Source organism: Paraburkholderia sp. USG1 (assembly GCF_031570135.1).
Taxonomy (GTDB): domain Bacteria; phylum Pseudomonadota; class Gammaproteobacteria; order Burkholderiales; family Burkholderiaceae; genus Paraburkholderia; species Paraburkholderia dioscoreae.
In genome coordinates this window covers 158,800-182,671 of record NZ_JAMWXW010000018.1, presented here as the reverse complement: position 1 = coordinate 182,671, position 23,872 = coordinate 158,800, and the positions used below count along the sequence as shown (strand labels likewise).

Below are 23,872 nucleotides of genomic sequence, written 5' to 3'. Positions count from 1 at the left end.
GGCAGATGGCGCGTGCGCTGCTCGTGGCGGCCGGGAAGCGCGACGAAGACCCTTCGTTCTACGGCGCCAAGATCGCGACCGCGCAGTTCTATGCCGAGCACCTGCTGCCGCTGGCCTCGGCGCTCGATGCGTCGATTGTCAGCGCGAAGGGTGGCGAGAGCGTGCTGGCGCTGTCTGAAGATCAGTTCTGACGCTGCTTCTGTTTCTAACTTCGCTTGAAAAAATTCGCTTGAAAAAACGAACAGCGCCTTGCGTGAGGCGCCGTTTGCTTTTGCGGCGCTGGTCTGTGAGATCACATGCCAGCTCAACCGCTCGCGAAGCGTCGTTAAACCACTTCAGGCATAAGCCGGCCGAGGCGCACCGCCGCTCTCACCGAGATAGCGATGCACCGACAGGTCGTCCGCCTTGATGGCCGGCTGCTTGCCCGACATCACGTCGGCGAGCAGTTGGCCCGAGCCGCACGACATCGTCCAGCCCAGCGTGCCGTGGCCCGTGTTCAGGAACAGGTTGGCCACCGGCGTGCGGCCGACGATCGGCGTGCCGTCCGGCGTCATGGGGCGCAGACCGGACCAGAACGTGGCTTTCGACGTATCGCCGCCGCCCGGGAACAGATCGTTCACGCACAGCTCCAGCGTTTCACGACGCGCCTGGCGCAGCGATTTGTCGAAGCCGACAATCTCGGCCATGCCGCCCACGCGAATCCGGTCGTCGAAACGCGTGATCGCGATCTTGTAGGTTTCGTCCAGCACCGTCGAGACTGGTGCCGATGCTTCGTTGACGATCGGCGCGGTGATCGAATAACCCTTGAGCGGATACACGGGGATCTTCACCAGACCGGACAGGAATTGGGTGGAGTAGGAACCCAGCGCGACGACGAACGAATCGGCGCGCACGAGCTCTTCGCCGCACTTCACGCCGGCGATGCGGTCGCCCGCCATTGCAAGTGCGTCGATCGGCGTGTTGTAGCGGAATTTGACGCCCAGTTGTTCCGCCAGCGCGGCGAGGCGCGTGGTGAACATCTGGCAGTCGCCGGTTTCATCGCCCGGCAGGCGAAGACCGCCGGTCAGCTTGTGCGACACCGCGGCGAGCGCCGGTTCCGCCTGCGCCAGTTCAGCCGGCGACAGCAGTTCGTACGGCACATTGGCTTCCCGCAGCACGGCGATATCTTTAGCGGCGCCGTCGAATTGCTGCTGCGTGCGAAACACCTGCAGCGTGCCGCCGGTGCGCCCTTCGTACTGGATGCCGGTTTCAGCGCGCAGCGCTTGCAGGCAGTCGCGGCTGTATTCGGCGAGGCGGACCATGCGGCCCTTGTTCACCGCATAGCGCGACGACGTGCAGTTTTGCAGCATCTGCCACATCCATTGCAACTGGAATTGCGTTCCGTCGAGGCGGATTGCGAGCGGCGCGTGCTTCTGGAACATCCACTTGACGGCCTTCAGCGGCACACCCGGCGCGGCCCACGGCGACGCGTAGCCGGGCGAGATCTGACCGGCATTGGCGAAACTGGTTTCGAGCGCCGGGCCGGCCTCGCGATCGATAACGGTCACTTCGTGACCGGCGCGCGCCAGGTAATACGCACTCGTCACCCCGACGACGCCACTGCCCAAAACGACGACTCGCATAGATGCTCCAGGATATTCAGATGAGTTCTGAGGGCGGTGCGCTCGTCGAGTCGTTGGAATTCGTTCGATTAACGAGGTGTAACGCGGGTCGCCCAGTGTTAACCGCTATACTATTAACAGTCAGGCAGGTTTTGTTATTGTATTTTCAAGATTTTCAGCAAAAACATCATGCGTACACAGCGCCAACCGGTCCGGGCTCTCGACAAACTCGATCACAAGATCCTGCGCCTCTTGCAGCAGGACGGCCGGATGGCCATGAAAGACCTGGCCGAACAGGTCGGATTGTCGGTCACGCCGTGTATCGAACGCGTCAAGCGGATGGAGCGCGACGGTGTGATAACCGGCTACCACGCGCGCGTGAACCCGGCGGAGCTGGGCGCGGCGCTGCTGGTGTTCGTCGAGATCACGCTGGACCACAAGAGCGGCAACATGTTCGACCAGTTCCGCCGCGAGGTGCAGAAGATTCCGGAGGTGCTGGAGTGCCACCTCGTTTCGGGTGACTTCGACTATCTGATCAAGGCGCGCATCGGCGAAATGGCCGATTACCGGAAGCTGCTCGGCGATATCCTGCTGCAGTTGCCCGGTGCGGTGCAGTCGAAAAGCTACGTGGTGATGGAGGAGATCAAGGAAACGCTGACGATTGCGGTTGGGGATTGAACGCTAGGGCAAGCCGGAACGGGGCTCGACAAACGGCGTAAACACTGTATATTTATACAGGTATTTTGCGCCGTTTATGTTTTGCGTGTTCTACCCGTGACCGACTCCGACTCCCAACTCGTCAACGAATTTCCGATCGCGCCGCCCGCGCCTCGCAAGGGGCGCGGTGCGGTGACGAACCTGCAAGGGCGCTACGAAGTCGACCAGCGCGAAGCGGTCGACGACGGCTGGCTGTTGCCGGCGGAAGAGGATGACGAGCCGAAGGTCTTGCGTACGCAGGTCTTCGAGGAGCGCGCCAAGACCATTCTCACCCGCAATGCGTCGCCGGATATTCCTTTCGGTGTGTCGCTGAATCCTTACCGCGGTTGCGAGCACGGCTGCATCTATTGTTTTGCTCGGCCCACGCACAGTTATCTGGGGCTCTCGCCAGGGCTCGACTTCGAAAGCCGGATCTATGCCAAGGTCAACGCGCCGGAGTTGCTCGAGCGGGAACTGTCGAAAAAGTCCTACGTGCCGGAGCCAATTGCGCTAGGCGTGAATACCGACGCGTGGCAGCCCGCCGAGCGCGACTTGCAACTCACGCGCCACGTGATCGAAGTGCTCAGCGAGCGGCATCATCCGTTTGCCGCAATCACCAAGTCGTCGCTGATCGAACGCGATCTCGATCTGCTGGCGCCTATGGCAGCGCGCGGGCAATTCATGGCCGCCATTACCATCACTACGCTGGACGCCGGGATCGCCCGCACGCTCGAACCGCGCGCGGCTACGCCGTCGCGGCGGCTACGCACCATTCGCACGTTGAGCGAGGCGGGGATTCCGGTCGGCGTCAGCATCGCGCCGGTGATTCCGTTCGTCACCGAACCAGACATGGAGCGCGTGCTGGAAGCCTGTGCAGAGGCCGGCGCAAGCAATGCGAGCTATATCGTGCTGCGTTTACCGTGGGAAGTCGCGCCGCTATTCAAGGATTGGCTCTCAGCGCATTTTCCGGATCGCGCCGAACGGGTCATGGGCCGGGTGCGAGACATGCGGGGCGGGAAGGACTATGACTCGTCTTTTTCCACACGCATGAAGGGAGAGGGGTTGTGGGCGGATCTACTCAAGCAGCGATTCCACAAGGCGGTGCGCCGGCTGGGTCTGAACCAGCGTGACCGCGGCATTCTCGATATGTCGCACTTTCGCCGGGTCGAACCGTCGCGTGCCAACCAACCGGCGCGCAACGACTCTCAACTGGATCTTTTTTAGCGCAGCGTGTGGCGGATCATTGCGAGAGTGCTTTGGCCGCCTGTACCTGGCCTTCGAAGTAGGTCTGGAATGAAATGGCGAGTCCTGTCATCAGCAGGAAGGCGCCGATCAGCAGCGAAAAAATCACGACGAAAATAACTGTCCAACCGGAGCGGCTTTGGCGCTCGCTCTGGGCGTTGAACTGTGCATCCCACTTTTCATCCGGACGCAGCCCGTAGACGATCGCGGCGAGAAACCCGGCGAGCAGCGAAACCGCACCGGGAAGCGCCAGCATCCAGCCGAGCATGGAAGCCCGGTCGCTCGCCGCCACCAGCATGGCGCCCGGAATGCCGAGCAGCGTGCCGATCACGTGGGCCCAGCCGTAGAGGTCGCGCTTGCCGTACAGATAGAAGCGGTGAGCGCCAAGGCAGCCGAAGAAGAACGCCAGCGCGGCGGTAATCGTCTTGGATCTGAAGCGCAGGGAAGTCGAAGCAAGGGTGGACATGTAGGCGAGAGCAGAGTGGCAGACGGTCGAAAGGAGCGGCGCGCGGCTCGCGCGGACCGACGCGCATTCTACGCCCGCCGCAGGCGAAGGGGCATGTGGCCTGCGGGGCGGGGGTTGTCAGGAAGCGCCGGATTGGAGTTGCGTTGGCGGCGCGGGTGGCCGGTTGGGCTGGATGGCCGGGCTTCCGGGTTTTCCGCGCGCCCGGCCGCTGATTATTGCTCAAGGGCCCGCTACGGCGCCGAATAGGTGACGCGATAGACAGCGCCGGCGTAGTCGTCGCTGATCAGGAGCGAGCCGTCAGGCAGCGGCAACACGTCGGCGGGGCGGCCCCAGACCGACTCGCCAGATTGCAGCCACCCCTCGGCGAAGACTTCCTGGTGGGCGTTGTTGCCGTCCGGATCCGTGACTACATGCACGACGCGATAGCCGACTTTCTTGCTGCGATTCCACGAACCGTGCTCAGCGATGAAAATCGTGTTCCGGTAAGCGGCTGGAAACATCGAACCGCTATAAAAGCGCATACCGAGCGCCGCGACATGCGCACCGAGTTTGACTGCGGGCGGCGTAAAGCCGCTGCACGGATGATCTTTGCCGAATTCAGGATCGGGCGTGTCGCCGCCGTGGCAATACGGAAAGCCGAAATCCATCCCGGCACGCGGCGCGCGGTTGAGTTTGTCGTCCGGCACGTCGTCGCCCAGCAGATCGCGGCCGTTGTCGGTGAACCACAGTTCGTGTGTCACCGGGTGCCACGCGAAGCCGACCGAATTGCGGATGCCGCGCGCTACGATCTCGTAGTGACTGCCGTCCGGGTCCATGCGGCCGATCAGGCCGAAGCGATTGCGGTCTTTCAGGCATACGTTGCAAGGCGCACCTTGCGGCACGTACAGCTTGCCGTCCGGCCCAAAAGCGATGAATTTCCAGCCGTGGTGCGTCTCCGTGGGCAGGGAGTCGATCACGACGGCAGGCTTGGGCGGATCGTTCAGGCGCGCGTCGATCGCGTCGAAGCGAAGAATTTTCGACACCGCCGATACATAGAGCGCGCCGTCGCGCCATGCCACGCCGGCCGGTATTTCCAATCCGGAAGCGATCACGTGGCGAGCGCTCACGTGCCCGTTTTGCAATTCGAGCGCATAGACGTGGCCGTCAAGGCTGCCTATATAGAGAATGCCCTTCGGCGAAAGCGCCATCGCTCGTGCGCTTGGCACGGCGTCCGACAACACCTCAATATGGAAGCCCGGCGGCAGTTTGATCCGCTCCACCGGCAGTGCGGCGAGAGCCGGCAGGGCGGTCGCGGCGAGCAATACGGCCGCGCCGGTGCGCAGGCTCCGGCTTCGCAAAGTGCGCGCTGAGCCGCCAAACCGTGTGGCGGCGTTGAAAAAAGCGCGCAAGAGCACAATTGGCGGCAAGAGTTTCAAGGGCGCTCCGTCAGGTAATTCGGGCGTTTCGGCGTGGTACGGGGGCGCCGGTGTTGTGGCCGGCGCAACCCCGCCGCTCAGTTTATCCCGGTAAGTGTTTGTTATGGCGTTGGTTTCCCGCTATAATCGCGTGTTTCAGTCGTTCCGAACCCCGGTTTTCAAGGATTCTAGTATGGTCATCATCCGCTTGGCTCGTGGCGGCTCCAAGAAGCGCCCGTTCTACAACATCGTCGCAACCGATTCGCGTAACCGTCGTGACGGCCGCTTCATCGAGCGCGTTGGCTTCTACAACCCGGTCGCTACGAAGGGCGAATCCCTCCGTATCGCTCAGGATCGCCTCACGTACTGGCAAGGCGTTGGCGCGCAACTGTCGCCGACCGTCGAGCGTCTCGTGAAGGAAGCTGCAAAGGCGCAGCCGGCTGCTTAATGGTGGCTAGCCTGCGTATCGTCGTCGGTTCGACCGGCGGCTCGCGCGGTTTGCGTGAGCGGCCCAATGAGCAGTCCGATGCGCGAATTGTTTTGCTGAAGCAGGCGTCGAAGCTGGCAGCGAGGTTTTCTTATGTCTGAGCGTGAGTCCGGCAGTCCAGCTCGCGCAAAGGCACAAGCGCCAAAAGCGGCAACCTCGCGCGCGAAGACGTCTGGTCAGGTACCGTTCGGTGCCTTCGTTCGCAAGCCGGTCGAAAAAACCGAAGGCAAGGCGAAAGCCAATGCTGCAAACACCGGTTCCGGTGCAGCAGAAATGCGCATGGAAACGGCAGAAAGCTGGCCTGCCGATGCGGTCGAGGTCGGCGCAATCGTCGACGCTTACGGCCTCAAAGGCTGGGTCAAGGTCGCCGCTCATGCGGATGCCGGCCACGGTGGCGACGCTTTGCTGAGCGCGAAGCGCTGGTGGCTGCTCAAAGGCCAGGAGCGCAAATCGGCGCCGTCGTTGCAGGCGAAAACGCATAGCGACAGTGTGGTGGCTCATCTGGGCGGCGTCACTGACCGCGATGTGGCGCTTGCACTGCGCGGCTCCCGCGTCTATATCAGCCGCAGCGAGTTTCCGGCTCTCGGAGTCGACGAATTCTACTGGGTCGACCTGCTCGGCCTGGACGTGGTGAACGTTGCCGGTGTCAATCTCGGCAAGGTTGCAGACATGGTCGACAACGGTGCGCACTCGGTGTTGCGTATCGAATATCCGGCTACCGACAAAAGCGGCAAGCCGGTCACCGGCGAGCGTTTAATTCCGTTCGTCGGTGTCTTTGTCAAAACGGTGGACCAGGCGGCGAAGCGGATCACCGTCGACTGGGAAGCCGATTACTAAATAATTCGCTGAATGGAGAGAGCGATGCAGTTCGATGTCATCACGCTCTTTCCGGACATGTTTCGTGCGCTGACCGACTGGGGTATCACCAGCCGTGCGGCGAAGCAGGAGCGCTACAGTTTGCGTACGTGGAATCCGCGCGATTTCACGACCGACAACTACCGCACAATTGACGATCGCCCCTACGGCGGCGGACCCGGCATGGTGATGCTGGCGAGGCCGCTGGAAGACGCGATCGGCGCGGCGAAAGCGGCGCAGGCGGAGCAGGGCATCGGCGCCTCGCGCGTCGTGATGATGTCACCGCAAGGTGTCACGCTGAATCACGACAGTGTCATGCGGTTTGCTGCCGAGCCTGGCCTGATCCTGTTGTGCGGGCGCTATGAAGCGATCGACCAGCGTTTGCTCGACCGTGTTGTCGACGAAGAAGTCAGCCTTGGCGACTTCGTGCTGTCAGGCGGTGAATTGCCGGCCATGGCGTTGATGGATGCCGTGGTGCGTCAGTTGCCCGGTGTGCTCAACGACTCGCAGTCTGCGGTGCAGGACAGTTTTGTCGACGTGCTGCTGGATTGTCCGCATTACACGCGCCCGGAGGAATACAACGGCGTGCGTGTTCCCGATGTGCTGCTCGGCGGCCATCATGCGGAGATCGAAGCGTGGCGTCGGCGTGAAGCCTTGCGCAACACGTTGAACAAGCGGCCCGATCTGATCGTGAAGGCCAGAAAGAACAAGATGTTGAGCCGTGCCGACGAGGCATGGCTCGCGAGTCTCGCGAAGGAAGAGTCGAAGGCGTAAAGCCTTGGTCTTTCGAGCGGACATTAGGCGGCGCCGCGCATGCGTGCACGGCGCCAGATGTGAACCCATCCTCTATCGGGGCCGTAGCCGAGCATTTTCTGCGAGGCAGGTACGAACGCCGACAAGATGGACTTAGGAGTCAGTGATGAATCTGATTGCAAAACTCGAGCAGGAAGAAATCGCGCGCGCCCTCGGCGAGAAGACCATCCCCGAATTCGCCCCCGGCGATACGGTGATCGTCAGCGTGAACGTGGTTGAAGGTACGCGTAAGCGTGTTCAGGCTTACGAAGGCGTCGTGATCGCCAAGCGTAACCGTGGTCTGAATTCGTCGTTCATCGTCCGCAAGATTTCGTCGGGCGAAGGCGTCGAGCGTACGTTCCAGACGTACTCGCCGCTGCTGGCGAGCATCGTCGTGAAGCGTCGCGGCGACGTGCGTCGTGCGAAGCTGTACTACCTGCGCGACCGTTCGGGCAAGTCGGCTCGAATCAAGGAAAAGCTGGTCGCGAAGAAAGACCGCGCTGCTCCGGAAGCGTAAATGCTGTAAGAAAAAGCACCCTCGCGGGTGCTTTTTTGTTTGCCAGGTCAAAATAGCGGCATGTCCCCTATCCGCTCATTTCGAGAGACCCGTTGATCCGCCCCGTCTTTGAGCCTGAAACTCTGCCTGTCGAAGCGACGGGCGCCGATCTGCCGCCAGTGGCCGGCGACCGTCTCACGCCTGACGGCCTGCGCGCACGCTTCGAGCAGCCTCTTGCCTGGACCCCCGAGCCTTTCGTCGAAGCGCCTTGGCGCGATACCCATGCCGATCCACGAGTCGCGGCAGTGCTCGTGCCGCTAGTGATCCGCGAGCACGGTCTGACCGTGCTGCTGACGCAGCGCGCCGACCATCTGAACGATCACGCCGGACAGGTGAGCTTTCCCGGCGGCCGTCACGAACCCTTCGATGCCGACGCCACCGCGACCGCGCTGCGCGAAGCACAGGAGGAGGTCGGTCTCGCGCCGTCGCGTGTGGAAATTCTCGGCGCATTGCCCGACTATCTGACGGGCACCGGCTTTCGCGTGACGCCGGTCATCGGCCTCGTGCATCCGCCGTTCACGGTGAAAGCGGACGCGCTCGAAGTAGCCGAAGTCTTCGAAGTGCCGCTCGCCTTTCTGATGAACCCTGCCCATCACGAGGAGCGCGTGTTCCGCTATGAGGGTGGCGAGCGGCGCTTTTTCGCCATGCCGTATCCGCGCGGCGCGTCGGCTGAAGCTGGGCAAAGCGGGAGCGAAGTCGGCGGACACTACTTCATCTGGGGCGCGACGGCTGCGATGCTGCGCAACTTCTATCGCTTTCTTGCGGCGTAAACCGCACGGAACTGTGCAGTTGTTGGGTGTTTGTCAACGTCTGCGCTCAGTCGCATCCGACCCTGTGCTATCGTTATAAAACAATCGTAAAACTCGAAAAGCACGGCGCATCGCATGACTTTTTTCTCTGTATTGCTGGCCCTGATCATTGAACAAATGCGTGCGCTGTCGCCGAACAATCCGGTGTCAGCGCTGCTTCAATACCATGCGGAGTCGGCGGCGCACGGATTCGATGCCGGCAAGCCGAAGCATGGCCTGCTTGCCTGGCTCGTGGTGGTGGTGCCCTGGACGCTGGCCGTTGCGCTCGTCTACTACGTGCTTTACCACATTCACTTTGCGCTGGCGTTCTTGTGGAACGTCGCGGTGCTGTACTTCACGCTCGGCTTTCGCCAGTTCAGCCATTACTTCACGGACATCCACCTCGCGTTGAATAACGACGACGTGCCGCACGCGCGTGAAATCCTGAACGAGTGGACCGGACTCGATACTGTTGACATGCCTGTCAGCGAAATCGTGCGCCATACGCTGATTCATGCGGTGGTCGCTTCGCATCGGCACGTGTTCGGTGTGTTCTTCTGGTTTCTGATTCCGGTCGGACCGGCGGGCGCGGTGCTGTACCGGATTGCCGAATATCTCGCGCGCGCATGGGCGCGGCCGGTGGACGATCGCACGGTCGCGTTTTCGAGCTTCGCACAGCGTGCCTTCTTCGTGATCGACTGGATGCCCGCGCGGCTGACGTCGCTGGGCTTTGCGATTGTCGGCAATTTCGAAGACGCGATTTATGCGTGGCGCAATCATGCGCGTCAGTGGCCGGATGCGAACGACGGCGTGTTACTGGCCGCGGGCAGCGGTGCGCTGGGCGCGCGCCTGAGCGGGCCGCTGGCTGAGCCGTCCAGCCTCGATGCGCTAGCCACCGGCGACGGCGGCCCGATGCAGGTCGGCGACGACTGCACGCCGCGCACGCTGCAATCGGCCGTGGGTCTGGTGTGGCGCGCGGTGGTGCTGTGGATGATTCTGCTGCTGATGCTGACGATCGCGGTGTGGCTCGCTTGACGTTGCCCCCGAGTCGCGATTGACACAAAAAAACCGGATAAGATCCGGGTTTTTTGAGCTTACAACTCGTCTCGAATAAGTGGGCACCGATCTCGCACGGGAAGAGCAATGTCAATCAGCACCGAGCCCGAAGCACACTCAACACGACGACAGTTGGCTTTTAACCTGCAGCGGTCACCGAGCCACCGAGCCCCGCCTGGTCAACAAAAACCCGCTTCACCCATCTCGCGGATCCCGCGCTGTCCCGCACTTCCAGCACACCGTAAACTGCGCTTCGAGCATCTCACCACACTGCCGGCACAGCCAGCCAGGCGTTCCCGCTGCCGGCCCATGTGAAGCCGCATCGATCAACTTTCGGGCCATCGCCTCATCGCGTTCATCGACGAGCCAAAGCTCAGGCGAACACTGATCCGCCGGAATATCGCCGAGCGCCCCGTTCAGATAACGGTTGTGCAACTCGCAAGCAATGCCCGCGGTTGCCAGCACATTGACCCAGTGCTGCCCGATGATCAGATTCGGCGCGCGCATCAATCTCATGTCAGCGCACGATCTGGCTGGCTTCGTGCACGAGTTGCGCATACAGCGCATGCCGTTCGCGGCGGATGCGGCCATCCGCGACCGCTTCGAGGATCGCGCAACCGGGTTCGTGCAGATGATGGCAGTTGTAGAACCGGCAGTTCGGCAGCAACGGGCGGAACTCGGGAAACGCTCGCTCGAGCCGCCCCTCGGTCAGGTGATGCAGGCCGAATTCCTGGAAGCCCGGCGAGTCGATCAACGAGCCGCCTGTGCCGTCCGCGCTGTCGGGCAGTGGATAGAGACGCGTGAAGGTGGTCGTATGGCGCCCGCTGTTGAGCGCCGTCGAGATTTCGCGCGTGGCGACTTCGGCATCGGGAATCAGCAGATTGACGAGTGTCGATTTGCCCATGCCCGACTGGCCGAGCAGCAGCGTCGAATGACCATGCAGACGTTCGATCAGCGCGGCGCGCGCGGCCTCGGGCTGCGTCCTGATGGACACTTCCACGACCGTATAACCCAGCGCGCGATACGGCTCGAGCCGCTTGCGCGCGCCTTCGAGCTCATCGGTCACGTCGGTCTTGTTCAGCACGATCAACGGCTTCAGCTCATTCGCCTCGGCTGCGACGAGTGCGCGGCCAAGAAGATCTTCGCTGAAATGCGGTTCGGTGGCGAGCACGATCAGCAGTTGATCGAGGTTGGCCGCGAACAGCTTCGATTTGTACTGATCCGAGCGGTACAGCAGATTGCGTCGTTCGCCGATTTCGACGATCACGCCTTGATCCGCCGAAGCCAGCTCGTAAATCACATGATCGCCGACGGCCACCTCGCTGCGTTTGCCGCGCGGGAAGCATTGGAGCAGGGCGCCGCCGTCATCCGGTGCGACCAGATAGTGGCGGCCATGCGCGGCCACGACGAGGCCGCCTACGCGCGCGTTGGACGGCGCGCGCGGCGCTTTCGGGGAGCGGCCGCTCATGCGTGCCGCAGCAGGCGGTCGATCCGCTGCGACGCCGGCGGATGCGAGTAGTAGAACGCGGTGTAAAGCGGGTCGGGCGTTAGGGTCGACGCATTGTCCTCGTACAGCTTGACGAGCGCGTTGACGAGGTCTTGCGCGTCGGTCTGGGTCGCGGCGAACGCGTCGGCTTCGAACTCGTGCTTGCGCGAGCTCAGGCTGCCGAGCGGCGTCACGAAGAACAGGAACACCGGCAGCGCGAGGAAGAACAGCACCAGCGCGAGGCCGCTATTGCCGCCGACCAGCGACGGCCGCACGCCCAGCCCTTCATAGAACCACACGCACTGCATGAGCCAGCCGAGCAGGGCGAGCATCACGAGACTGATCGCGAAGGTGACGAGCATGCGCTTGATCACATGACGGCGTTTGAAGTGGCCGAGTTCGTGCGCGAGCACGGCTTCGATCTCGCTACCCGACAGACGCGCGAGCAGCGTGTCGAAGAACACGATCCGCTTGGCCGCGCCGAAGCCGGTGAAGTAGGCGTTGCCGTGCGCCGAACGGCGGCTGCCGTCCATCACGAACAGGCCCTTGGCGGCGAAACCGCAGCGCTGCATCAGCGCCTCGATGCGGCTTTTCAGTGCTTCGTCCTTGAGCGGCTCGAACTTGTTGAAAAGCGGCGCGATAAACGACGGATACAGCACCAGCACGAGCATCTGGAAGGCGACCCATACGATCCAGGTCCACAGCCACCACAGGCTGCCCGCCTGGTTCATCAACCACAGCACGACGAACAGCAGCGGCAGGCCGAACGCGGCGCCGAGCAGCACGCCCTTGAGCCGGTCGACGAAGAAAATGCCCTTGCTCATGCGGTTGAAGCCGAAGCGCTGTTCGACCACGAACTGACGGTAGTAATCGAACGGCAGATCGACCGCGCTGGTGATCGCGATCACCGCGGCGACCAGCGCGATCTGGCCGATATAACCGCGGCCGAGCCAGTCGGAGGTGGCCAGATCGAGCGCCTGTACGCCGCCGAGCAGCGTGAGGCCGATCAGCACGGCCGCGCTAACGACGATCTCGATCATGGTGAGACGGGTGCGCTCGACGGTATAGTCGGCGGCGCGCTGGTGCGCAGTGAGGGCGATGGTGCCGGCGAACTGGCTCGGCACCTGCTCGCGATGGCCGACCACGAAGCGGATTTGCCGCGACGCGAGCCACAGCTTGGTGCCGACCATCGCCACGACGGCGACGACGAACAGAACGGTGAAGTACAGGGTAGGCATCCGGGGATTCCGTGGTATCTATGCGAGAATTATATGTTTCTTCCCGCCTCGCGGCGGGGGATAGCCTCAAACCAGCTCAAACCAATCTCAAACGAACAATCGCCGTGGCAGGCGGGCCTGCAGAGCAGCCGTTTGCCCGGCCACCAGGGTTGCCTTCATGACTGACATCCTCGCATCCACCGAACAGCCGCCGCTCGTGCGCAGCGACATGAATCTCGTCTGGCTGGACATGGAAATGACCGGGCTCGAGCCCCATTCCGACCGCATCATCGAAATCGCGGTGGTAGTGACGAACTCCACGCTCGACAGAATGGTCGAAGGCCCGGTTCTGGCGATTCACCAGAGCGACGAGACGCTCGCCGGAATGGATCAGTGGAATCAGAACACGCATGGCCGCTCGGGCCTGATCGACCGCGTGAAGGCCTCCACGGTGAGCGAGGCCGACGCCACCGAACAGATCCGCGATTTCCTGAGCGTCTACGTGCCGCCGGGCAAATCGCCGATGTGCGGCAACTCGATCTGCCAGGACCGCCGCTTCATGGCGCGCTGGATGCCGGATCTGGAGCGCTTCTTCCATTACCGCAATCTCGACGTCAGCACGCTCAAGGAACTGTGCCGCCGCTGGCAGCCGGCCATCTACAAAGGCTTCCAGAAGCGCGCGATGCATACGGCGCTGGCCGATATTCATGAGTCGATCGACGAGCTGAAGTACTACCGCGAGCACTTCCTGATCCCGTCGGCGCCGGACGCTGTTAACGGCGCGGAAAAAGCTGCGGAATAAGAAGGCTTAAGCCGGCCGGGGCGCGCGCTGCGCGTTCTTCGGCCGGAACGCCTTCACCACGTCGGCGTTGGTTTCCACATATGGGCCGCCGATCAGGTCGATGCAATACGGCACGGCGGCGAAAATGCCCGGCACCTTCACTGCGCCGCCTGCTTCGGCGTCGCGCAAGCCTTCCAGCGTTTCCCTGATCGACTTAGGCTGACCCGGCAGGTTGATGATCAGCGCCGCGCGCTCCGCCGTTTCGCGGATTACCGCGACCTGCCGCGACAGGATCGCGGTCGGCACGAAATTCAGGCTGATCTGCCGCATCTGCTCGCCGAAACCCGGCATTTCCTTCGTGGCGACCGAAAGCGTCGCCTCCGGCGTCACGTCGCGGCGCGACGGGCCGGTGCCGCCGGTGGTCAGCACCAGATCGCAGCCAACCTCGTCGACCAGTTCGGTCAGGGTGGCCGAAATGGTCGGCGCATCGTCCTGAATCAACCGGGTGACCACTTGCCACGGCGAGCTCAACGCTGCGCCGAGCCATTCCTGCAACGCCGGAATGCCTTTGTCCTCGTACACGCCGGTGGAGGCACGGTCGCTGATCGACACGAGACCGATCACGATTTCGTCGGGGTAATTACGCGTCGGCTTACCTGAGTTTTTAGGCGTCGCGGTCGTCATCTTCGTCGTCCAGGGCGTCGTCGGCGTCGGAATCGGTCTGCGCGGACGGGCCGTCCGCGTTCTTGATCCACTGGAACAGTTCGCGGAAGTAGCGCGGCGGCTTGCTCTGCTGCGCTTCCTTGCGCGCGTTGCGGATCAGCGTGCGGCCTTGCTGCGGGTCGGCGTTCGGGTGCTGGCGGATGAAATCGGTCAGCGCGGCGTCGTCGGCGAGCAGCTTTTCGCGGGTGCGCTCGATCCAGTGAAGTTTGGCCGTTTCCGCCTTGTTGACGCCGTTGTAGGTGTCGAGCGCGGTGCGCAGCGCGGCGGTTTCTTCGTCCAGCAGCGAGCGCATCACGCGGCCCACGTACTGCACCTGACGGCGCTTGCCTTCGTGATCGGTGATGCGGCGCGCTTCGCGCACGGCGTCGTCGAGCTTTTCGGGCATGGGCATGCGCTTGAGCGCGTCTTTGGGCAGCGCGATCAGCGCCGCGCCCAGTTCCTGCAACTCGTGCATTTCGCGCTTGAGCTGGGACTTGCTGGGACGGTCGTAGCCGTTTTCGTCGACTTCCGGCTCGGCGGATTCGATGGTTTGAATGCGGGTTTTGCGTGTCATGCCGATATTGTAGCGTGCCGCGCCCGCCGAACCGCCCTGCTGCCGCGCACAAGGCCGCGCGCCCCGCGAAGCGACGGCGGCGCGACGTCAACTCGACGGCAACGCGGCGCTCCGGCAACGCTCAGCCGCCAGCGACGCGAGGCGTAGCGAATGCCAGGTACGGCGTCGCGTACCTTGCTATGATCGCGAGATACGTAACCGGACACACGCATGCAGACACCAGCGTGCGCATGAGCGAGTGAGCTGCGTGACCGGTGCGAACCCAGCGAACAGTGAACAGTGAACAGGGCCGCTCGGCCCCGAACAGGACGGCAACGACAATGGCAGCAGACATGGACGTCAAGCAGCGCTTTTTTCCGCATACCCAGGATGAGCTGAAGGAAATAGCCTCGGACATCCTTCGTCACGCGAAGTCGCTCGGCGGTACCGACGCGGCGACCGAGATTTCCGAAGGCGACGGCCTGTCCGTCTCCGTGCGGCGCGGCGAAGTCGAGACGATCGAACACAACCGCGACAAGATGGTCGGCGTGACGGTGTTCATCGGTAACAAGCGCGGCAATGCGAGCACCTCGGACTTTTCATCGCAGGCTTTGAAGGACACGGTCGCGGCGGCCTACAACATCGCGCGCTTCACGGCTGAAGACGACTGCGCGGGTCTGGCCGAGGCCGAATTGCTGGAAACGGCGCCGCGCGATCTCGATCTCTATCACCCGTGGAATCTGTCCGCGGACGAAGCGGTGGAAATCGCCCGCCGCGCGGAAGATGCCGCGTTCGCGACCGATCCGCAGATCAAGAATTCGGAAGGCGCGAGCGTCTCGGCGCAGCACTCGCAGTTCGTGCTGGCCACCTCGCGCGGTTTCCTGGCGGGTTATCCGTACTCGCGCCACTACGTTGCGTGCGCGCCGATTGCGGGCAGCGGCCGCAACATGCAGCGCGACGACTGGTACACGTCCACCCGCAGCGCCGAAGAACTGGCCAATCCGGAAGCGGTGGGCCGTTACGCGGCGCAACGCGCGCTGGCGCGTATCGGCGCGCGCGGCCTGGATACGCGCAAGGTGCCGGTGCTGTTCGAAGCGCCGCTCGCCGCGGGCCTGCTCGGCGCATTCGTGCAAGCCACGAGCGGCGGCGCGCTGTATCGCAAGACCACGTTCCTCGTCGACAGCCTGGGCAAGCCGGTGTTTGCGCCGCACGTGCAGGTGGTCGAAGACCCGCATATTCCCCGCGCAATGGGCAGCGCGCCGTTCGACGAAGAAGGCGTGCGCACCAGACAGCGTTCGGTGGTGAAGGACGGCGTGGTGGAAGGCTATTTCCTGTCCACCTACTCGGCGCGCAAGCTCGGCATGCAGACCACCGGCAATGCGGGCGGCTCGCACAACCTGTCGCTGCTGAGCTCGAACACGCGCCCCGAGGACGACTTCGAAGAGATGCTGCGCAAGCTTGGCACGGGCCTGTTGCTGACAGAACTGATGGGACAGGGCGTGAACTACGTGACGGGCGACTACTCGCGCGGCGCGTCGGGCTTCTGGGTCGAGAACGGTAAGATCCAGTATCCGGTCGAGGAAATCACCGTGGCGAGCACGCTGCAGGAGATGTTCCACCACATCGTCGCGATCGGCGCGGATACGATCACGCGCGGCACCAAGAAAACCGGTTCGGTGCTGATCGAGCGGATGACGATCGCGGGGCAGTAAAGCGGTTTGCCGCTTGCCGCTTGCCGGTCGGCCGTCGGTTCGGTTGTAGAAACGAAAACGCCACGCGAGTCATTGCGTGGTGTTTTTTCATATCACGCGGGCGGCGAGCACCGTCTGCTTTACGCGTGGCGATTACGTGTGAAAGCAGGTCGCTTCAGACGCCTTTGCGTTTGTACGTCACGAATGCGTAGTCGAAGTCGTTCGGTGCGTCTGCGCGGTGTGTTTCATGCGCGACTTCTTCCCACTCCGTTTCGTCGAGTTCGGGGAACGTAGCGTCGCCTTCGAAGTCGGCGGAAATTTCGGTGATGATGAGCTTGTCCGCCTGCTGCAAGCCTTCCACATACAACTGCGCGCCGCCGATCAGAAACGCTTCGGGCGCCTGATCCTGAGCGGCGAGCTTGAGCGCCTCCTGGAGGGTCGCGGCCGTGTCGCAACCTTGGAAGCGGCGTGTGGTATTCCGCGTCACGACAATGTTGCGGCGTCCTGGCAAGGGCCGGCCGATCGACTCATGCGTTTTGCGACCCATGATGATGGGCGCGCCCATAGTGGTGCGCTTGAAGAACGCGAGGTCTTCGGGAAGTCGCCAGGGCAACTGGTTGTCGCGGCCGATCACGCCGTTGTTGGCGCGAGCGACGATCAGAGTGAGCGTCGTCATCGAATGGAAAGGGGAACGTAACCGGACCGATTCTACCTGACGCGCAGATCCATACCGTCGAAGGGATGCCGGCCTGGCAGCCGGCCGTGCGGCGACGTCGTGGCCGGTCCGGACGTATCGCCCACGGTCTGGGCGGGCGCCGGGTTGAACGAGTTGGCCGGGAAAGTGGTGGCACGCACGGCGACCGGATTCTGGCTCTGCGGCGCCGGTATGAAAGCATCGCGCGGCGTCCGGATAGAGGTGCTCATGTCGGTCCTTCCTTGCGTGCTGTCCTGTATGCGGGCGATGTGTTCGCTACACCGCCACCCCTGTTTGCACTGCTAAATCGTTCGGGCTACTTTCTTTGGTAACTGGGTAAGTTGCCTTGGGCAGCGCGCGCCGCATCGACCGGAATCGGTGAAGGCGAGGGTGGGGCGATCTCGTCCCACAGCGTTACGCTGCCGCCGTTGCTGTTGCCGCGCATGAGCTGCGGCGTAGCGGCCACCATCACCCCGCCGACCGCGCCGCGGCGTTGCCGCGAGAGCGCCTGGTCGTCGAGTGAAAAATCGTTCGTGGATATACCCTCGGCCGCAATGTTGAGCGCGTTGACTGCAAGCTGGCGGAAGGCAGCGGCGGCGGGCGTGTTCGTGTCGGACGAGGGCGCTCTTGCGATCGTCTCGGCGTGGGAAGCGGCGGGAGCCGCATCGGTGGATTGCGCCAGCATGGCGGATTGGGCCGGTTCGCCTTCCTGCGCATTTATGCCAATGGGCAGCACGGGCAGCGCAATTGCGGTGCAAAGGGCAGCGTGTGGTGCAATGCGGCTCAGATCGATGCGGAAAACAGGTCGCATGATGTGTCTCCTTGGTGCATGCTGTTTAGCGAAACGTGTGCCATCGCTCGCAATCCATTGATGCATCGAGACGCGAGTGAAAATCTCCGCGCAACAATTCAGAAATTGGACAAAAACGTTTCAGCGTTGAAACGACAGGCAGGAAATACCTTTGAATTGTTAATTAGGGCGGTACGAAGTACCTCGGGGTCTACGCCACGAAAAGCGCTTCCACTAATCTTTTATTCGTCGGCTGAATAACTGGTTATCGCCCGCAGAGCCTTAGTGGGTATAGGGTGCACGATTAAATTCGCATAACTGTTTTCCAAGTGGCGCGCGTATAGTAAGCTCTCGAAAAAGAGCTTCAAATTTAAAAAAGCCTGCTAACGGGCCGTCTCAAACACACACGCCGCTTTCTTGGGGATCAGCTGTCCGCACGGAATGGAATGGCCGTTCGGTTTTTGCTATTTCGCGAATCCCGAATGAGTCAGCGTGTCTGAACTCGTTTCAGGTGCGTGCGTCATCCTTAACGTTCGTTGACGAGAGGATCTGAATAATGGAACCCGCAACGCGACAACTGATTTACGTTTCGCGCGATCCGAGCGCGGAGCTGAATACTCGGTTTCATCAGCGCGGCTGGCACGTCGAAGTCGTGGGGTCGGCGCGCGACGTGCGTCGGGCTGTTCGCGCCGGAATGGCGGCGGGCGGTTTGCTTGATCTGTCTAGCGATTTTCAGCCACACGAAATCGCTGCCTTCGAATCGTGCCTGACCATGCCGAATGTCGGCTGGGTTGCGGCAACCATGCCGGGCCAATTGCAGGACGCCGCCTTGCGCCGGCTCGTGCGCGACTATTGTTTCGATTATGTGACGGTGCCTTATTCGGGCGACAGGATCGTCGACTCGGTGGGTCATGCATACGGCATGATTTCTTTGGGCGAGCCGGCTTCCAACGACGCATCGCAAGGCGCCGAAGGCGAAATGGTCGGCTCGTGCGATGCCATGCTCGCGCTGTTCCGCTCGATCCGCAAGGTGGCGATGACCGACGCGCCGGTGTTCATTTCGGGCGAATCGGGCACCGGCAAGGAACTGACCGCGGTGGCGATTCACGAGCGCTCCGCACGGCGCAATGCGCCTTTTGTGCCGATCAACTGCGGCGCGATTCCACCGCATCTGCTGCAATCCGAACTATTCGGCTACGAACGCGGCGCGTTCACCGGCGCCAATCAGCGCAAGATCGGCCGGGTGGAAGCGGCCAACGGCGGCACGCTGTTTCTCGACGAAATCGGCGACCTGCCGCTCGAAAGTCAGGCGAGCCTGCTGCGCTTTCTGCAGGAGCGCAAAGTGGAGCGGCTGGGAGGGCACGGCGCGGTCGACGTCGACGTGCGTATCATCTCGGCCACTCACGTGGATATGACCGCGGCGATGATCGAAGGCCGTTTTCGTTCCGACCTGTATCACCGTCTGTGCGTGCTGCAGATCGATGAACCGCCGCTGCGCGCACGTGGTAAGGATATCGAACTGCTTGCCCGGCACATGCTCGAACGTTTCAAGAAAGATGCAAGCCGCCGCTTGCGCGGCTTCGCACCGGACGCGATCGCGGCGCTGCATAACTACGGCTGGCCGGGCAATGTGCGCGAGCTGATCAACCGGGTGCGGCGCGCTATCGTGATGTCGGAAGGGCGCGCGATCACGGCGCGCGATCTGGAGCTCGCGGAGTACGTGGAGATCGTGCCCGTGTCGCTCGCGCAGGCGCGCGAAGCGGCCGAACGCCAGGCGATCGAGCTGGCGCTGCTGCGTCACCGCGGGCGTCTCGGCGACGCCGCGCAGGAACTCGGCATCTCGCGCGTCACGTTGTACCGGCTGCTGTGTTCGCACGGCATGCGGCACATGGAAGGCGAGCCGCTCGCCACGCCGCACGGCGACTTGCCGGCTTCGGTGCCGCATCTGTGAATCGTTTGATGGGCCGTGTGGTTCCGGCGGGCTCGTAAAACGGGTTTCGGGAATGATTGATTCAGAGCGCGTTAGCCGCGCTGTGAGCGGCTACGCGTCGTCCGGGCGCGATCTCCGTTCACCCGTTCCCGATCGTTTTTTCCCGCGATATATTTTCCAGGCGGCGCGCCATGACCGGGCGCCGTCCGGCTGCGCTTGTTAAAATCGGGTTTTCCGCTCAATCTCCGTGGCGCCCGGATCTACCTGGCAGGCGCCGCGTCGAAGGAACCCGAATGAAACAATACCTCGACCTCGTCCGCACGATTCTCGACACCGGCACGTGGCAGGAGAATCGCACCGGCATCCGCACCATCAGCATGCCGGGCGCCATGTTGCGCTTCGACCTTCAGCAAGGCTTTCCCGCGGTTACGACGAAAAAGCTGGCGTTCAAATCGGCGGTGGGCGAGCTGGTCGGGTTTCTGCGCGCATCGCGCAGCGCCGCGGATTTCCGCGACCTCGGCTGCAAGGTGTGGGACGCCAACGCCAACCAGAATCCGCAGTGGCTCGCCAATCCCTATCGCCAGGGGCCAGACGATCTCGGCGACGTCTACGGCGTGCAATGGCGCCAGTGGCCGGCCTACAAAGTGTTGAACGCAGACGCGAGCGCGCAGCTTGTCGACGCGACTGCACGCGGCTTCCGGGTGGTGACTGAATTCGAAGAAGACGGCAGCCGCAAAGTGCTGCTTTATAAGGCGATCGACCAGTTGCGCCAGTGTTTGGACACGATCATGCAGAACCCGGCGGACCGGCGCATTCTGTTTCACGCATGGAACCCTGCCGTGCTGGACCAGATCGCTTTGCCCGCTTGCCACCTGCTTTACCAGTTCGTGCCAAACGCGGTGCGCAAGGAAATTTCGCTGTGCCTGTACATCCGCAGCAACGACGTCGGGCTCGGTACACCGTTCAATCTGACCGAAGGCGCGGCGTTGCTGCACCTGGTTGGTCGTCTGACGGGCTATACGCCGCGCTGGTTCACGTATTTCATCGGCGACGCGCATATCTACGAGAACCAGCTCGACATGTTGCAGCAGCAACTCACGCGCGAGCCTTATGAAAGCCCGGCTTTCGCGATTTCCGACCGGGTACCCGAGTATGCGAAAACCGGCGTGTACGAGCCGGAATGGCTCGAAAAGATCGAGCCGGCGGATTTCTCGCTGGTCGGCTACCGGCATCACGATCCGCTCACGGCGCCGATGGCCGTTTGAGCGTCAACTGCCGGGCTGCCCGGTCCGTATGTATAAAAAAACCCCGCGATGCGAATCGCGGGGTTTTTTCATGCATGCCAGCATGCCTCGACGGAACGACGCGCTCAGCCTTTGTGATGTTCGTCGCGATTGCCGCCGCCCGAGTGCTGTTCGGCGTGCTGTGGCTGCGCCTGAGGACGCGACTGCTGCACCTGCTGCGGGCGAGGTTCCTGGCGCGGCTGCTGCGGTTGCGGTTGCGGATGAAACTCCGGCCGCGGTTGCTGCTGCGCCTGCTGCTGACGCGGCTGCGGCGGCGGCGGATGGAATTCCGGCCGGGGCTGTTGCTGCACCTGCTGCGGGCGCGGCTCAGGACGAGGTTCTTGACGCGGCTGCTGGATGGGCTGCGGATGGTATTCCTGACGCGGTTGTTGCTGCGCCTGGACTTCAGTTGGACGAGGCGCCTGCGGCTCGGGCTGATGTTGCGTCTGGGCCTGTGGTTGTGACTGCGACTGTTGCTGCGGATGAAACCCCTGCTGCCGCGCCTGCTGCTGCTGTTGCATCGCCGGGTTCTCCGCGGGATGCGGCACGCCGTGTTGTTGCGTGCCGGGCTGCTGCGCTACCTCGGACCCTCTTGCCTGCGGCTGCGCGCGAGGCGGCGGCGCAAGATCCGGCCGTCCCGCCTGTTGCTGCGGACCGCTATGCTGCTGGGCCTGCTGAGCCATCGGTGTGTGCGGCTGCGTCCAGGCCGGCTCGTGGCGTTCGTTGACGCCCGGCGGCTGGCCGGCCTGCTGCTGACCGGCCTGCGGCATACCGCGTTGCTGCGGCGCCAGCGCCGCCGCATTGCCGCCATTCACTTGCGGCGGACGCGGCACCCCGTTCGAAGGATGCCCCATCTCACCGGGCTGCTCACGCTGGTTAGCCACTTGTGGCGGCACGCCCGGCCGCGCTTGCGGCTCGCCGCCATGCGGCGCTTCCCCCGGCCGCTGCGGCGCTTGTTCCGCCTGCCGCATCCCGCCAGGTCTACCGGGTGCACCTGGCGCACCCGCCGCGATGCCAGGCGCACGTCCCGCAATATGCGACTGCACGACCCGCACGTTCTGCACCGGCAGCGCGCTCGGGCCACCCGCCATGTGCGCCGGCACCGACGTTCGCACGATAGGCTGACCGGCGCCCGGCACCCGTCCGCCGCTTTGCGCGAAACGTTGCGCGAGACTGTCGTGGTAAGCCGCCGGCACCGCCGGACTGCGCGTCGCCACCACCGGCCGGGCCGTCACGGCCGCAGACGGCCGGTAATTCGCGTTGCGCAAGCCAGGCCCGAAGCTTTCCCGCACCGGCGCGATTCCCGGCCCACCCGGGTTGATTTGCGCGTTGCGCCATTGCCGCGGATCGACCTTCTGGGCGAAGCGTCCGACCGGCTGACCGTGCACGAAGGCCGTCGCCGGCACTGCGGTCACGCCGCCCGGCGCGCGGTAGTTGATATACGTGTTGTGAATGTTGGTCACATTCACATTGCGGCTGTAATTGTTGACGATCGTCGTCTGGTTCACGCGGTTGTAGTAACCGGGGCTCCAGTGATCGTGACCGCCCCAATGCGGATGCCACGGCTCGCCCGGGCCGAGCGGGAACCACGCGACGCCGGCCGCGACAACTCCGCCGATCGCCAGATCCACACCCCAGTTCACACCGCCGCCACCGCCCCCCACGAAGGCGACGAGGGCCGGCGCGTAGACAGGCGGCTCGCTGACCGCGACCGGCCCCGGCACCCATGCCCACGCGTCGTCCACCTGAGCCCAGCGGCCGTAGTGGTAGGGCGCGAAGCCCCACGGCGCATCGTCGACCCAAGTCCAGCCCCACGGCGCCTGCCACACCCAATGGCCGTCGTGATACGGTGCCCAGCCCGCAGGCGTGGCGCGCGGCACCCACACTTCGCCGTACTGCGGCGTGCTGCGCCACGTGCCGTTCGCGTCGAGATCCTGATAGCCGGGAATGTCGCGCGACACGTAGCGCGCCGACACCGAGCGGTCTTCGGCGGCATCGCGGCTCGCGGCCCACTGATCGAAGCCGTCGAGACCGGGGGCGCCGTTGTCGGCCAGTTGCTGCAGGGTGGTGCCGCCGAAGCGGACCTGCTGGCCGGCTGCGACCGGCACCTCGCCGTTGTCGCCGTATACCGTCGCGCTGCCGCTGCGCACGGTGACGGTGGTGCTGCTGCCGTCCGGCGCGACGTCGACGCGATAGTCGCCCGGCCCGTTCAGGCCGAGCGCGAGATTCGGCGTGTCGATTTCGTACGACGAGCCCGGCGCGAGTTCGCGCACGCGCGCGGACAAGGTGCCTTGGGCGACCTTGAGCTGCGCGCTGCTGTCGTCGAGATTCAGCAGATCGAGGCTGGTGGACGGGCCGAGGCGCACCGCGGTCGAGCCGATGTGCAGCTCCGAGCGGGCGTTCTGATCGTTCCACAACTGGTCGCCGGTGGTGAGCGGGCGGTTGATCTGCGCGTATGACCAGTCGGTAGCGCCGGCCGGTTCGGTGGTCACGGCGCCCGCCGTGTAGTTCAGGCGCGCGACGCGGCCGGGCGGGTCGGTGTTCTGCGTGGCGGCCGCATTCTGAGGCGCTTCCCCGATTTCCTGCGCCACGGTGGCCTGGGCCGCGAACAGGAACGCGGCGGCTGCGATCAGCGTATAGCCGGTGACCCGGCGGCTCGAAGGGTGGTGTGGGGTGACTGTTCTCATGATTTATCTCCGACGGACGCGGCATCTTGCGGCATCCGTCCAGTCACTGTACCTGCGGCGTTTGTTTCAAGGCCCCCACTTTTGTAAGGCTCACTGGCGAGCGTGTAACAAAAGGTCTCAATAAA

25 protein-coding genes are annotated in these 23,872 nt (G+C 63.4%); 13 read left to right on the top strand and 12 right to left on the bottom strand.

Translation table 11 applies throughout. The annotated features are described in order from the left end of the window. Positions 1 to 191: acyl-CoA dehydrogenase C-terminal domain-containing protein (locus NE850_RS23885; protein ID WP_310699464.1), on the top strand; the 191-nt coding region annotated here is incomplete at its 5' end. A 144-nt stretch (positions 192 to 335) separates the two neighbouring features. Here NE850_RS23885 and NE850_RS23880 read toward each other — a convergent pair. Continuing rightward, positions 336 to 1,622 carry a D-amino acid dehydrogenase gene (locus tag NE850_RS23880; protein WP_007180907.1) on the bottom strand — a complete coding sequence of 429 codons (1,287 nt, stop codon included), beginning with the start codon at positions 1,620 to 1,622 and terminating at the stop codon, positions 336 to 338. A 168-nt stretch (positions 1,623 to 1,790) separates the two neighbouring features. Here NE850_RS23880 and NE850_RS23875 point away from each other — a divergent pair, with 168 nt between their 5' ends. Beyond that, positions 1,791 to 2,279 (top strand): Lrp/AsnC ligand binding domain-containing protein, encoded by a 489-nt coding sequence (locus NE850_RS23875; protein ID WP_007180908.1) that lies wholly within the window; start codon positions 1,791 to 1,793, stop codon positions 2,277 to 2,279. Positions 2,280 to 2,375: 96 nt separating this feature from the next. Then, positions 2,376 to 3,521, top strand: coding sequence for a PA0069 family radical SAM protein (locus tag NE850_RS23870; RefSeq protein WP_007180909.1), 1,146 nt, complete (start codon positions 2,376 to 2,378; stop codon positions 3,519 to 3,521). A 16-nt stretch (positions 3,522 to 3,537) separates the two neighbouring features. Here NE850_RS23870 and NE850_RS23865 read toward each other — a convergent pair whose 3' ends face one another. Both NE850_RS23865 and NE850_RS23860 read right to left on the bottom strand, forming a co-directional pair. Further along, the gene (locus NE850_RS23865; protein ID WP_007180910.1) at positions 3,538 to 4,005 is read right to left on the bottom strand and encodes an NINE protein; all 468 of its coding nucleotides are present in this window, start codon (positions 4,003 to 4,005) and stop codon (positions 3,538 to 3,540) included. 230 nt (positions 4,006 to 4,235) lie between these two features. Beyond that, a complete protein-coding gene (locus NE850_RS23860) occupies positions 4,236 to 5,420 on the bottom strand; it encodes a sorbosone dehydrogenase family protein (RefSeq protein ID WP_007180911.1) in 1,185 nt (394 codons plus the stop codon). Between the two features lie 172 nt (positions 5,421 to 5,592). Between NE850_RS23860 and rpsP the strand changes: the two genes are divergently transcribed. The 6 genes from rpsP (at position 5,593) to NE850_RS23830 (ending at position 9,912) form a co-directional block, all read left to right on the top strand. Next, positions 5,593 to 5,847 (top strand): 30S ribosomal protein S16, encoded by a 255-nt coding sequence (gene rpsP / locus NE850_RS23855; protein ID WP_007180912.1) that lies wholly within the window; start codon positions 5,593 to 5,595, stop codon positions 5,845 to 5,847. A gap of 132 nt (positions 5,848 to 5,979) precedes the next feature. Further along, positions 5,980 to 6,723, top strand: coding sequence for a ribosome maturation factor RimM (gene rimM / locus NE850_RS23850; RefSeq protein WP_165186754.1), 744 nt, complete (start codon positions 5,980 to 5,982; stop codon positions 6,721 to 6,723). Positions 6,724 to 6,747: 24 nt separating this feature from the next. Beyond that, the gene (trmD, locus tag NE850_RS23845; RefSeq protein ID WP_007180915.1) at positions 6,748 to 7,515 is read left to right on the top strand and encodes a tRNA (guanosine(37)-N1)-methyltransferase TrmD; all 768 of its coding nucleotides are present in this window, start codon (positions 6,748 to 6,750) and stop codon (positions 7,513 to 7,515) included. 145 nt (positions 7,516 to 7,660) lie between these two features. Beyond that, the gene (gene rplS / locus NE850_RS23840; protein WP_007180916.1) at positions 7,661 to 8,050 is read left to right on the top strand and encodes a 50S ribosomal protein L19; all 390 of its coding nucleotides are present in this window, start codon (positions 7,661 to 7,663) and stop codon (positions 8,048 to 8,050) included. A 92-nt stretch (positions 8,051 to 8,142) separates the two neighbouring features. Then, positions 8,143 to 8,859: a CoA pyrophosphatase gene (locus NE850_RS23835; RefSeq protein ID WP_007180917.1), complete on the top strand. Its 717-nt coding sequence runs from the start codon at positions 8,143 to 8,145 to the stop codon at positions 8,857 to 8,859. Positions 8,860 to 8,973: 114 nt separating this feature from the next. After that, entirely contained in the window at positions 8,974 to 9,912 is a 939-nt protein-coding gene (locus NE850_RS23830) for a CobD/CbiB family protein (protein WP_310699463.1), read from the top strand. A 216-nt stretch (positions 9,913 to 10,128) separates the two neighbouring features. Here the strand turns inward: NE850_RS23830 and NE850_RS23825 are convergent, their stop codons facing one another. The 3 genes from NE850_RS23825 to NE850_RS23815 are packed head-to-tail and all read right to left on the bottom strand — an operon-like array spanning position 10,129 to position 12,657. Next, positions 10,129 to 10,449 carry a putative signal transducing protein gene (locus tag NE850_RS23825; RefSeq protein ID WP_007180919.1) on the bottom strand — a complete coding sequence of 107 codons (321 nt, stop codon included), beginning with the start codon at positions 10,447 to 10,449 and terminating at the stop codon, positions 10,129 to 10,131. A 1-nt stretch (position 10,450) separates the two neighbouring features. Continuing rightward, the gene (gene rsgA, locus NE850_RS23820) at positions 10,451 to 11,401 is read right to left on the bottom strand and encodes a ribosome small subunit-dependent GTPase A (protein WP_007180920.1); all 951 of its coding nucleotides are present in this window, start codon (positions 11,399 to 11,401) and stop codon (positions 10,451 to 10,453) included. After that, positions 11,398 to 12,657, bottom strand: a complete 1,260-nt coding sequence (locus NE850_RS23815) for a M48 family metallopeptidase (RefSeq protein WP_165186753.1) — start codon at positions 12,655 to 12,657, stop codon at positions 11,398 to 11,400. The genes rsgA and NE850_RS23815 overlap by 4 nt, the downstream gene beginning before the upstream one ends. 157 nt (positions 12,658 to 12,814) lie before the next feature. Between NE850_RS23815 and orn the strand changes: the two genes are divergently transcribed. Beyond that, positions 12,815 to 13,438, top strand: a complete 624-nt coding sequence (orn, locus tag NE850_RS23810; RefSeq protein WP_165186752.1) for an oligoribonuclease — start codon at positions 12,815 to 12,817, stop codon at positions 13,436 to 13,438. 6 nt (positions 13,439 to 13,444) lie between these two features. On the opposite strand, the gene mog is transcribed toward orn, so the two are convergent. Both mog and yjgA read right to left on the bottom strand, forming a co-directional pair. Next, positions 13,445 to 14,101 carry a molybdopterin adenylyltransferase gene (gene mog / locus NE850_RS23805; RefSeq protein ID WP_007180923.1) on the bottom strand — a complete coding sequence of 219 codons (657 nt, stop codon included), beginning with the start codon at positions 14,099 to 14,101 and terminating at the stop codon, positions 13,445 to 13,447. Further along, on the bottom strand, positions 14,082 to 14,693 hold the full coding sequence (gene yjgA / locus NE850_RS23800; RefSeq protein ID WP_007180924.1) for a ribosome biogenesis factor YjgA: 612 nt from the start codon (positions 14,691 to 14,693) through the stop codon (positions 14,082 to 14,084). Before yjgA ends, mog begins: the two co-directional genes overlap by 20 nt. A 320-nt stretch (positions 14,694 to 15,013) precedes the next feature. Between yjgA and pmbA the strand changes: the two genes are divergently transcribed. Continuing rightward, on the top strand, positions 15,014 to 16,384 hold the full coding sequence (gene pmbA, locus NE850_RS23795) for a metalloprotease PmbA (protein WP_007180925.1): 1,371 nt from the start codon (positions 15,014 to 15,016) through the stop codon (positions 16,382 to 16,384). A gap of 154 nt (positions 16,385 to 16,538) precedes the next feature. Here the strand turns inward: pmbA and NE850_RS23790 are convergent, their stop codons facing one another. The 3 genes from NE850_RS23790 to NE850_RS23780 form a co-directional block, all read right to left on the bottom strand. After that, entirely contained in the window at positions 16,539 to 17,039 is a 501-nt protein-coding gene (locus NE850_RS23790; RefSeq protein ID WP_007180926.1) for a dihydrofolate reductase, read from the bottom strand. Between the two features lie 32 nt (positions 17,040 to 17,071). Beyond that, complete coding sequence (locus NE850_RS23785) at positions 17,072 to 17,287, bottom strand: hypothetical protein (RefSeq protein WP_035517953.1); 216 nt, start codon at positions 17,285 to 17,287, stop codon at positions 17,072 to 17,074. Positions 17,288 to 17,373: 86 nt separating this feature from the next. Continuing rightward, on the bottom strand, positions 17,374 to 17,868 hold the full coding sequence (locus NE850_RS23780; RefSeq protein ID WP_007180927.1) for a hypothetical protein: 495 nt from the start codon (positions 17,866 to 17,868) through the stop codon (positions 17,374 to 17,376). A gap of 535 nt (positions 17,869 to 18,403) precedes the next feature. Between NE850_RS23780 and NE850_RS23775 the strand changes: the two genes are divergently transcribed. After that, positions 18,404 to 19,798, top strand: coding sequence for a sigma-54 dependent transcriptional regulator (locus NE850_RS23775; RefSeq protein ID WP_007180928.1), 1,395 nt, complete (start codon positions 18,404 to 18,406; stop codon positions 19,796 to 19,798). A 272-nt stretch (positions 19,799 to 20,070) separates the two neighbouring features. Next, entirely contained in the window at positions 20,071 to 21,042 is a 972-nt protein-coding gene (locus tag NE850_RS23770) for a thymidylate synthase (RefSeq protein ID WP_007180929.1), read from the top strand. Positions 21,043 to 21,146: 104 nt separating this feature from the next. Here NE850_RS23770 and NE850_RS23765 read toward each other — a convergent pair whose 3' ends face one another. Continuing rightward, the gene (locus NE850_RS23765; RefSeq protein WP_165186751.1) at positions 21,147 to 23,747 is read right to left on the bottom strand and encodes a DUF6600 domain-containing protein; all 2,601 of its coding nucleotides are present in this window, start codon (positions 23,745 to 23,747) and stop codon (positions 21,147 to 21,149) included. Between the last annotated feature and the right edge of the window lie 125 nt (positions 23,748 to 23,872).